This window comes from Rhodovulum euryhalinum, assembly GCF_004342445.1.
Taxonomy (GTDB): domain Bacteria; phylum Pseudomonadota; class Alphaproteobacteria; order Rhodobacterales; family Rhodobacteraceae; genus Rhodovulum; species Rhodovulum euryhalinum.
Window position 1 is genome coordinate 45,313 of the sequence record NZ_SLWW01000008.1, and the last position, 7,344, is coordinate 52,656.

Annotated in this window: 7 protein-coding genes; 6 read left to right on the forward strand and 1 reads right to left on the reverse strand. The window is 68.9% G+C overall.

Annotated elements, in window-relative coordinates; all coding sequences use genetic code 11:
• Nucleotides 1–11: 11 nt before the first annotated feature.
• The 3 genes from EV655_RS10825 to EV655_RS10835 are packed head-to-tail and all read left to right on the forward strand — an operon-like array spanning nucleotide 12 to nucleotide 2,361.
• Complete coding sequence (locus EV655_RS10825; RefSeq protein ID WP_132544704.1) at nucleotides 12–875, forward strand: ABC transporter permease; 864 nt, start codon at nucleotides 12–14, stop codon at nucleotides 873–875.
• Between the two features lie 2 nt (nucleotides 876–877).
• Nucleotides 878–1,717 (forward strand): ABC transporter permease, encoded by an 840-nt coding sequence (locus tag EV655_RS10830; RefSeq protein WP_132544706.1) that lies wholly within the window; start codon nucleotides 878–880, stop codon nucleotides 1,715–1,717.
• Nucleotides 1,718–1,722: 5 nt separating this feature from the next.
• Complete coding sequence (locus EV655_RS10835) at nucleotides 1,723–2,361, forward strand: aspartate/glutamate racemase family protein (protein WP_132544708.1); 639 nt, start codon at nucleotides 1,723–1,725, stop codon at nucleotides 2,359–2,361.
• A 4-nt stretch (nucleotides 2,362–2,365) separates the two neighbouring features.
• Here the strand turns inward: EV655_RS10835 and EV655_RS10840 are convergent, their stop codons facing one another.
• On the reverse strand, nucleotides 2,366–3,982 hold the full coding sequence (locus EV655_RS10840) for an FAD-dependent oxidoreductase (RefSeq protein WP_132544710.1): 1,617 nt from the start codon (nucleotides 3,980–3,982) through the stop codon (nucleotides 2,366–2,368).
• A gap of 112 nt (nucleotides 3,983–4,094) precedes the next feature.
• Between EV655_RS10840 and EV655_RS10845 the strand changes: the two genes are divergently transcribed.
• From EV655_RS10845 to EV655_RS10855, 3 genes are read left to right on the forward strand one after another with little or no spacing between them, the layout of a single operon-like run.
• A complete protein-coding gene (locus EV655_RS10845) occupies nucleotides 4,095–4,601 on the forward strand; it encodes a TRAP transporter small permease subunit (RefSeq protein ID WP_243645054.1) in 507 nt (168 codons plus the stop codon).
• Complete coding sequence (locus EV655_RS10850; protein ID WP_132544712.1) at nucleotides 4,598–6,139, forward strand: TRAP transporter large permease; 1,542 nt, start codon at nucleotides 4,598–4,600, stop codon at nucleotides 6,137–6,139. Before EV655_RS10845 ends, EV655_RS10850 begins: the two co-directional genes overlap by 4 nt.
• Before the next feature lie 17 nt (nucleotides 6,140–6,156).
• A complete protein-coding gene (locus tag EV655_RS10855) occupies nucleotides 6,157–7,221 on the forward strand; it encodes a TRAP transporter substrate-binding protein (RefSeq protein ID WP_132544714.1) in 1,065 nt (354 codons plus the stop codon).
• Nucleotides 7,222–7,344 lie beyond the last annotated feature (123 nt).

Here is a 7,344-nt window from a genome sequence, read left to right on the forward strand (position 1 = left end):
CAGGATGTGCCATGGCAACGCTGCGCAAGAACCGACATCTGACGGGCTGGCTGCTCGCCTCGCCGCTGGCGCTGGTGCTGGGCCTGTTCCTGGTGCTGCCGATCGCGATGATCGTGATCGTCAGCTTCTGGGGTGCCACGGAATTCTCGATCTACCCGGCGTTCCAGTTCGACAATTACGAATTCCTGTTCGGGTCACCCGTGACCTATTCGGTGTTCCTGAACACCTTCAAGTATGCGGCGATCACCTGGGCCTTCACCCTCGTGATCGGCTTTACCGTCGCCTATTTCCTGGCTTTCCATGTGCGCAGCCTGACCTGGCAGATCGCGCTGTTCCTGCTCTGCACGATCCCGTTCTGGACCTCGAACATCATCCGGATGATTTCCTGGATCCCGTTCCTGGGCCGCAACGGCATCGCCAATTCCACGCTGATCTCCTGGGGGGTGATCGACGAACCGCTGGACTGGCTCTTGTTCTCGGATTTCTCGGTGATCCTGGCCTTTGTCCACCTCTACACGCTGTTCATGGTGGTGCCGATCTTCAACACCATGATGCGGATCGACCGCTCGCTGATCGAGGCCGCCTATGACGCGGGGGCGACCGGTTTCCAGACGCTGACCAACGTGATCATCCCGCTGTGCAAGCCGGGGATCATGATCGGGTCGATCTTCGTGGTCACGCTGGTGATGGGCGATTTCATCACCGTGCGCTTCATGTCGGGGTCGCAATCGGCGAATGTCGGCCGGCTGATTTCCAATGACATCGGCCTGCTGCAATACCCCTCGGCGGCGGCGACGGCGGTGGTGCTGCTGGTCACGGTGCTGATCGTGATCGCGATCCTGTTGCGCTTCGTCGACATCCGGAAGGAGCTTTGACGATGGAAAAGCGTTCCCGCGCCTTCTATGTGCTGGCCGCCGTCTTCGGGCTGTTCCTGCTGTTCCTCTACGGGCCGATCATCACCATCGGCATCCTCAGCTTCCAGGGGCCGACCGGGGGCCTGACCTTCCCGATGCGGGGCGTCTCGCTGCACTGGTTCCGCGACCTGTTCGAACAGCAGGCGGTGGGCGACATCTGGGGCAGTTTCGGACGGTCCTTCACCCTGGGGCTGATGGTGATGGTCACCACGGTCGTGGTCTCGGTCATGGGCGGGCTTGCCTTCCGCAAGCGGTTCGCGGGCTCGGGCGTGCTGTTCTACCTTGTCATCACCTCGCTGGTGATCCCCTCGATCCTGGTGTCGCTGGGGGTGGGGCTGATCTTCAGCCAGTCGGGGCTGGACGTGCATTGGGCCAGTTCCGGGTTCGGGTCGCAACTGACATGGACCCTGCCCTTCGGCCTGCTGATCATGTTCGCGGTCTTCAACCGCTTCGACAAGAGCTATGAAGAGGCCGCGCGCGACCAGGGCGCCAGCCCCTGGCAGACGATCCGCCACGTCGTGCTGCCGATCATCGCGCCCTCGCTGATCGGCGTGGCGCTGTTCGGCTTTACCCTGTCCTACGACGAGTTCGCCCGCACCCTGCTGACCGCGGGCAGCTACAACACCCTGCCGCTGGAGATCTACGGCATGACCACCAACGTGACGACCCCGGTGATCTTTGCGCTCGGCACGCTGACGACGGTGTTTTCCTTCCTGGTGATCGCGGTCTTCCTGCTGACCGTCTGGGCGCTGAACCGGCGCCGGTCGCGGGCCGGCTCGGATGCCGGGCAGGGCATGGTCTGAGCGGCATGAGCTATGTCATCATCAACCCCAACTCGACCGCGGCGATGACCAATTCCATCCTCGCCGCGGCCGAAACCGCGATGCCCCGCGCCGTCTTCGAGGGCTGGACCTCAATGAACGGCCCGCCCGCGATCCAGGGCGCGGCGGATGGCGAGGCGGCCACCGGCCCCTTGCTGGACCTGGTCGTGCGGGCCAGCGATCGGGGCGCGCGGGGCATCGTGATCGGCTGCTTCGACGATACCGGGCTGGACGAGGCGCGGCGCCGGGCGGCCTGCCCCGTCCTTGGCATCGGGCAGGCGGCGTTCCACGTGGCCGCCCTGCGCGGCTGGCGGTTCTCGGTCGTGACCACGCTGGCCGTGTCCGTCCCGATCATCGAGGGCAATATCCGGACCTACGGCTTTGGTCCCATGCTGGCCCGGGTGCGCGCCAGCGAGGTGCCGGTGCTGGCGCTGGAGGAAGATCCCGACGCGGCCTGCGCGCGCATCGCCGAAGAGGCGCAGCGCGCCGTGGCCGAGGACGGGATCAGGGCCATAATCCCGGGCTGCGCGGGCATGGCGCGGCTGACCGGGCATCTGCGCGCCACGCTGCCGGTGCCGGTGATCGACGGCGTGGAAAGCGCCGCGCGGCTGATCGCGGCGCTCTGAGGGGTCAACCGCTCCTGGGCGGCCACTCGGCGCCGCGGGCCTCCATATAGGGACGGAAATACTCGCGCAGGGCGGGGAAGCCCTCGGCCAGCATCAGGAACTCCTCGCGGTTCAGCACCAGCATGCGGGTATCCTCGACCGCGCGCACGGTGGTCTTGCGCCGCGTCGCGCCGAGGATCAGCCGCTCGCCGAAATGCCCGCCCGGGCCGATGCGGCGCACATGGTGCTGGCCGGTTTCGGGATCTGTCCGCTCCATCTCGACCGCGCCCGAGATGACCGAATAGAACCCGTCGGACCGGTGCCCGGCCTCGTAGACCAGATCACCGGCGCGGAAATGGACATAGCGCATCGGCGCGCGCGGCAGGGCCCGGATCTGCACCACGCTGCGCGCGCCCAGCATGTCCATCGTCCAGTTCACCATCACCTTGATCCGCGTGCCCATCCCCGGCAGCAGCGCCAGGTAATAGGACCGCCACAGGACCCAGGCCGGAAAGCCGGTCAGTTGCACCCCGAACACCTCGGCCACGCCCCGATGCGCCCCCAGCGAGGCCAGCGCCCCGCGCGAGCGATAGGCAAAGGGCTGCACCGGCTTGCCCCGCACGGCGGCCGCGATGTTCCGGGCGATGCGCTTGGCCTCGCGCACGGCGAACTGCGCGGTCGGCGGCGCGAAATCGCCGCGGGCCTCGGCACTCTCCTTCAGCGGGATCAGCGCGCAGTCGCCCAGCGCCCAGACATTGTCATGCCCCTTGACCCGCAGCATGCGATCGACCGCGATCCGGCCATGCTGGCTGGGCAGACCCATGCGGGCGACCACCGGCAGCGGCGCGTTGCCGATGGTCGCGACGATGGTGCGGGTGTCGATCACCTCGCCGGTGGTGGTGACAAGCTGCGTGCCGGTGGCGCTGGCCACCCCGGTGTTCAGCTTCAACTCGACCCCGTGGCGGGTCAGGTGATCGGCGGCATAGCGCGCCAGCCGCTCGGGCATCTCGTTCAGGATGCGGGGGGCGAATTCCACCAGCATCACCCGCACTTCGGCGGGGTCGATCTTGGGATAGAACTTCAGTGACCGGTCGATCAGTTCCTTCATCTCGCCCACGGTCTCGACCCCCGAGAACCCGCCGCCGATCACCGTGAAGGTCAGCGCGCCGCGCTTGGTCTCGGGCACCTGGCTGACCTGGGCATGTTCCAGTTGTTCGATCACATGCTCACGCAGGCGCCTTGCATCCTCCAGCCCCTTCATCTTCAGCGCGTGCTCTTCCAGACCCGGCATGCGGGACAGGTCCACCCCTTGCCCCAGCGCTATCACCAGGTGGTCATAGGGCACCTCGGTCGGACGGCGCTGGATGCCCTGGAACACGGTGACGATGCGGCGGTCGAAATCGACACTGTCGACCACCGCCTTGCGCACGAACACACCCTTCAGCAGGAACCGCAGCGGCGAGACCGCGTGGCCGGGCGTGATCGACCCCGCTCCGACCTCGGGCAAAAGGGGCTGGAAGACGAAGTAGTTGTCGGCATTGATCAGTTCGATCTCGGCCGCCTTGCCCAGCCGTGTCTTCAGCGCGCGGGCCGCATACATGCCCCCGAAGCCGCCCCCGAGGACGACGATCCGATCTGCCATGGCGATCTCCTTCTTGCTGCGGCGCAGCATAGCGCATGGCCTGCCATGGGCCAGCGCCAATCGGCGCAAGGCACGATTGCGCCCATCGCACGGCTGTGGCAAGGCCCCGCCCATGCAGATGCCGCGCGCCCTTTCCGCCTTTCTTGTGCTCTGCCGCTGGCTCGACCGCGCGGCGCTGGCGCTGTGCGTCGCCGCGGGGCTGTTCCTGACGGGCGCGGTGCTGGCGATCGTGGTGCTGCGCTACGGCTTTGGCGCGGGCTTCATCCAGTTGCAGGACGCGGCCGGCTATGCCTTTGCGGTGCTCATGGCCTTCAGCCTGCCGGTGACGTTGGCGCGCGGCGGCCATGTCCGGGTCGAGGTGTTGTCCGAGCGGTTGCCGCGGACCTATCTGCGCACGGCCGACGCGGTCGCGCTGGTGCTGTTCCTGGTCCCCGTCTTCGGGCTGCTGATCCGCGCGTTCTGGCCCGACCTCGCCTATGCCTGGTCGATCCGCGAGGGATCGGTGGAAACCGGGGGCCTGGGCGGGCTCTACCTCGTCAAGACGGCGCTGCCGGTGGCCGCGGCGATGATGATCCTGCAAGGCGTGGCGCAGGTTCTCGGGCCGAGGGCGGGCGAATGACCGGGGCCGAGGGGTTCCTGCTGGCGATGGGCCTTGGCCTGTTCGCGGGCATCCTCAGCGGCATCCCGGCGATGCTGGCGATCGCGGGCGTGCCGCTGGTGACCGCGCTGATCGGCGCGGCCTTCGGGGTCTTCGACCTCGCCTTTCTCAACTTCTTCCCGGCGCGGGTCTGGGGCGTGATGTCGAACCGCCTGCTGATGGCGGTACCGCTGTTCATCCTGATGGGGGTGCTGCTGGAGCGCGCCCGGCTGGCCGAGCGGATGCTGGGCGTGCTGGCGCGGATGACCGGCGGGTCGGCCCGGGGCATGGCGCTGAGCGTGCTGGCCTTTTCCACGCTGATCGCGGCCTCGACCGGCATCATCGGGGCGACCGTTGTCATGCTGGTGCTGATCGGCCTGCCCGCGATGCGGAAAGCCGGGGTCGACAAGCGGCTGGCGGCGGGGCTGATCTGCGCCTCGGGAACGCTGGGCCAGGTGATCCCGCCCTCGATCGTTCTCGTCCTTCTGGGCGACCAGATCGGCAATGTCTACCTGGAGGCGCAGCAACGGGCGGGCAATTTCGCCCCCGACGCGGTGTCGGTGGGCGATCTCTTCGCCGGCGCGCTGATCCCCGGGCTGGTGCTGGTGGCCTTTTACGCCGTCTACGTGGCGCTGCGGCTGAAACCCGCGCCCGGCCCCGCCCCGTCCCCGCGCGACCCGGTTCCCGCGGGCGAGGTGCTGTTCACCTTCCTGCCGCCGGTCCTGCTGATCCTTGCGGTGCTGGGCTCGATCCTTGCGGGTGTCGCCACCACGACCGAGGCCGCGGGGTTGGGCGCGGTCGGTGCGGCCCTGCTGGCCGCCCATGCGGCCGAACCCCTGCGCGCGGGGCGCTGGCTGATCGCCGCGGCAGGGCTTGCCGCGCTGGTGCTGGTGGGCCTGGGCATGGCCGGGATGGGGCGGGCGGCACCGGGCAGTGCGGCCGGGATCGCCGCGCTGGCCGCCGCGGCGCTGATCGGGGCGGGCACGCTCTGGGCCGGGGGGCGGCTCTGGCGTGTCGGCCTGTTGCAGGGCGCGATGGCGGACACGGTGCGCATCTCGGGGATGGTCTTCGGCATCGTGGTCGCGGCCTCGCTGTTGTCGCTGGTGTTCCGCGGCTTCGGCGGCGACCACCTGGTCGAGGCGTGGATGGCCGCGCTGCCGGGCGGCACCTACGGCGCGATCGCGCTGGTGATGGCGCTGATCTTCCTGATGGGCTTCCTCCTCGAGGCGGTCGAGATCATCTATATCGTGGTCCCGCTGCTGGGCCCGCCGATCCTGGGCACCGACATCTCGCCGGTGTGGTTCGCGATCCTGATCGCGATGAACCTGCAAACCTCGTTCCTGACGCCGCCCTTCGGATTCGCGCTGTTCTACTTCCGCTCGGTCGCGCCGCCCGACATCACCACGCTCGACACCTATCGCGGCGTCGTCCCCTTTGTCCTGTTGCAGTTGGCCGCGCTTGGGGTTCTGATCGCCGTGCCCGGGCTGGCCACCTGGCTGCCGGACCTGATTTTCCGCTGAGACACACGAGGACCGAGATGGACCGCAGACGATTCCTCAAGACCGGCGCGGGCGTGACCGCCGCCGGCGCGCTCGCAAGTCCCGCCATCGCGCAGGGCAGGATCACCTGGAACCTGCCCACCGCGTTTCCGAAGAACGCGCCGGGCGTGGGGACCAACGTGCAGACCTTCGCCGCCCGCGTCGCCGCGATGTCGGACGGGCGGCTGAGCTTCACGATCTACGGCGCGGGCGAACTGGTGCCGCCCTTCGGCGTCGAGGACGCGGTGCAGGCCGGAAACGCGCCGGTGGGGCACGGGCCGACCTATTATGCGGCGGGCAAGAACCCCGCGCTGCACTGGTTCACGGGCGTGCCCTTCGGGATGACCTCGAACGAGCATTTCGCCTGGCTCCGCTGGGGCGGCGGGCAGGAGATCTGGGACGCGATCTATGCCCAGCGGGGGCTGAAACCCTTCTACTCGGGCAATTCCAACACCCAGTCGGGCGGCTGGTTCAAGCGCGAGATCGGCTCGGTCGCGGACCTGTCTGGGCTGAACATGCGCATCGCCGGGCTGGGCGGCGAGATCTACCGCAAGCTCGGCGTGAACGCGGTGCTGATGCCGCCGCCCGAGATCTTCCAGGCGCTGCAATCGGGCGCGATCGACGCGGCCGAATGGGTCGGGCCGATGCTGGACCAGGCCTTCGGGCTGCAGAAACTGACCAACATCTGCCATGTGCCCGCGTTCAACGAACCGGGCGCGGGTCTGGCGGTGGTGTTCAACGACGCCGCCTGGGCGGAGCTGTCCCCGGACCTGCAGGCGATCTGCGAGGCCGCCGCCTATGCCGCGGCCCTCGAGGCGCAGGCGCAGTTCGACTATTTCAACGCGCGCGCCATGGCGGACCTGACGGCGCAGGGCGTGCGGTTCCTGCCCTTCCCCGACGACGTGATCGCAGCGCTGAAGGGGGCATGGGGAGAGGTGCAGGACGAGCTGACCGCGGCGAACCCGGACGTGGCGACCGTGCGCGGGAGCTATGACGCCTATCTGGCGCAGGCCCGCGACTATGCCGGGGCGATGACGCTGCCGCTGCTGGCGGGACGGCTGTAAGGCCCCGGTTTCGGGGGGGCGGGGGGGGGGGGGGGGGCGTGGGGGGGGGGGGGGGGGGGGGGGGGGGGGGGGGGGGGGGGGGGGCGGGGGGGGGGCGCCGGCGGGAGGAGGGGGCGCGCGCGC

What these genes read in the sequence shown, in the direction of transcription:
- EV655_RS10840 (WP_132544710.1), bottom strand. Translation starts at nt 3,982, where the DNA reads ATGGCAGATCGGATCGTCGTCCTCGGGGGCGGCTTCGGGGGCATGTAT.
- EV655_RS10855 (WP_132544714.1), top strand. Translation starts at nt 6,157, where the DNA reads ATGGACCGCAGACGATTCCTCAAGACCGGCGCGGGCGTGACCGCCGCC.
- EV655_RS10830 (WP_132544706.1), top strand. Translation starts at nt 878, where the DNA reads ATGGAAAAGCGTTCCCGCGCCTTCTATGTGCTGGCCGCCGTCTTCGGG.
- EV655_RS10825 (WP_132544704.1), top strand. Translation starts at nt 12, where the DNA reads ATGGCAACGCTGCGCAAGAACCGACATCTGACGGGCTGGCTGCTCGCC.
- EV655_RS10835 (WP_132544708.1), top strand. Translation starts at nt 1,723, where the DNA reads ATGAGCTATGTCATCATCAACCCCAACTCGACCGCGGCGATGACCAAT.
- EV655_RS10845 (WP_243645054.1), top strand. Translation starts at nt 4,095, where the DNA reads ATGCAGATGCCGCGCGCCCTTTCCGCCTTTCTTGTGCTCTGCCGCTGG.
- EV655_RS10850 (WP_132544712.1), top strand. Translation starts at nt 4,598, where the DNA reads ATGACCGGGGCCGAGGGGTTCCTGCTGGCGATGGGCCTTGGCCTGTTC.